We start from the raw sequence: 1,894 nt of genomic DNA, 5'->3' as shown, positions 1-1,894 counted from the left end.
GCCACTGACGAGCGCGAACGTTCCCGACGTCGCGCCCGCCACCAGGCCGCCGCGCAGGTTGCCGACGTCCGGGCCCGCCTGGCCGACGATCTGCTCCGCCGCCGCGACCCGGCCGAGCAGCGCGTCCGGGGTGTTGAGCTGGACCAGCGCTCCGCGCGAAACCACCGAAACCGTGTCCGCCGCGCCCGCCAGCGCCAGGCACGCCAGCCCGAGCCACGGACTCGGCGCCAGCCCGAACACCGTCAGCGCGACGCCCCACGCGGCCGACCCCGCGAGCATCACCAGACCCGGCCGCGGCAGCCGGGTGAACGCCCCCGAGAACACCGACGCCGCCACGCCGCCGACCGCGATGGCCGAGAGGAACAAGCCCAGCGTGCGCGGGTTTCCGCCGAAGTGCTCCTCGTTGACCAGCGGGAACAGGCTGATCGGCATGGACAGGACGGTCGCGGCGAGGTCGGTCAGCAACGCCCCGCGCACGACCGGGGTCCGGACCAGGAACGCCAGTCCGTCGAGCACGCCGCGCAGGCCCGGCCGCGAGCCCTCGCCGTCGGGCCGCATGGCGGGCAGGCCGAAGACGCCGTAGAACGCCAGGCCGAAGGTGAGCGCGTCGACGACGTAGCAGCCGCCGACGCCGAGCCAGCCGAGCAGCAGCCCGCCGAGCGCCGGGCCGAGCAACATGGCGCCCTGGAAGGCGATCCGGTTCAGCGCGAGCCCCGCGGGCAGCTGCTCCGGCGGCAGCAGCCGGGGGATGAACGTGCGCCCGGCCGGCCCGCCGCCCGCGACGAAGCACGACTGGACGGCCACCAGCGCCAGCACCACGAGCACCGGCACGCCGCCCACGAACCCCTGCACGGCCAGCAGCACCGAGCAGCCGGCCTGCCCGGCCGTCATGACGAGGGCGAACTTCCGCCGGTCGACGCGGTCCACGAGCATCCCGGCGAAGAGGCCGAACACGATGAGCGGCAGGGCTTGCGCGAGCCCGACGGCACCGGTCCACACCGTGCTCCCGGTCTGGTCCCAGACCTGGAACATCACGGCGACCAGCGTCATCTGGCCACCGAAGCCGGAGAACACGCGGCCCAGCCAGAGCCGGCGGAAGGCGGGCGACGAGCGCAGCGGGGTGATGTCGACGAGGGCGCGAAGCACGAGGCAAATCGTAACAGTGCTTATACGTCTGCCGGGAGCGGCGAAGGAAGTGGTTTGGAAGTCGCGTCCGGCAGCATCGGCCACACCCCGAACGCAAGAGGAGTCACCATGAAAGCCGGTGCAATCCAAGCCGTCATCGGCACGGCCGTCCTGGGGGCGGTCGTCCTCGCACCCCCCGCCGAAGCGGCCGGAACCGGGGCCCAGACGGTGGCGGCGAGCTGCACCGCGGGCCTGTTCCGCGGCACCGTCTCGGTCACCTACCAGCTCGCGGGCCCCACCGAGTACCACCCGTCGATCGCCACCATCGGCGGCGGGCCGTACATCGGCGACTCGGCGACGTACGTCCTCGACGTCTCCTACGCCGGCGCGGACACCACCACGTCCGTCTACCGCGGCACGTTCACCGGCACGGCGGGCACGAAGCTCAGCGTGCACCTGCCCGACGACGTCAAGGTCCCGCAGGACGTCCCCAGCTACGCCTCCGTCGCGTTCGACGGCGGCGAGAGCCCCTGCACGGCCAAGGCGGAGATCAGGTAGGCCGAGCGCAGGACGGCGTCGCGCAGCAGCGCGGCGCTGTCCTGCGCTCGCGCCGGGATCAGCACGAACCCGGCGCTGGTGTGCTCGCCCCAGCCCGCCATCACGTGCGGCTCGCCGAACCCGCGGATCGGGCACGGCAGCGGCGGCGCCGCCGGCACGTGCGCGTCGCTCACCAGCAGGCTCACGTCGGCGCGTTCCGCCTGCTCGGGCA

General features: G+C 73.7%; 2 protein-coding genes and 1 pseudogene. 1 reads left to right on the top strand and 2 read right to left on the bottom strand.

From position 1 onward, the window contains the following. Positions 1-1,146: MFS transporter (locus G3I65_RS45660; protein ID WP_160701633.1), on the bottom strand; the 1,146-nt coding region annotated here is incomplete at its 3' end. Positions 1,147-1,254: 108 nt separating this feature from the next. Between G3I65_RS45660 and G3I65_RS45655 the strand changes: the two genes are divergently transcribed. Next, positions 1,255-1,683: a hypothetical protein gene (locus tag G3I65_RS45655; protein WP_160701632.1), complete on the top strand. Its 429-nt coding sequence runs from the start codon at positions 1,255-1,257 to the stop codon at positions 1,681-1,683. Here the strand turns inward: G3I65_RS45655 and G3I65_RS45650 are convergent. Further along, positions 1,620-1,894: pseudogene (locus G3I65_RS45650) on the bottom strand (thioesterase); the annotation flags it as partial. The gene G3I65_RS45655 and the pseudogene G3I65_RS45650 overlap by 64 nt on opposite strands.

Origin of the sequence: Amycolatopsis sp. SID8362, from assembly GCF_010550475.1 — a bacterium.
GTDB classification, from domain to species: domain Bacteria; phylum Actinomycetota; class Actinomycetes; order Mycobacteriales; family Pseudonocardiaceae; genus Amycolatopsis; species Amycolatopsis eburnea.
Note: the sequence above shows the minus strand (reverse complement) of the source record. Positions and strands in the feature narration are given on the sequence as shown.

Bases quoted from the DNA above. Each gene is read 5' to 3' on its own strand.
- G3I65_RS45655 (WP_160701632.1), top strand. From the start codon at position 1,255: ATGAAAGCCGGTGCAATCCAAGCCGTCATCGGCACGGCCGTCCTGGGG.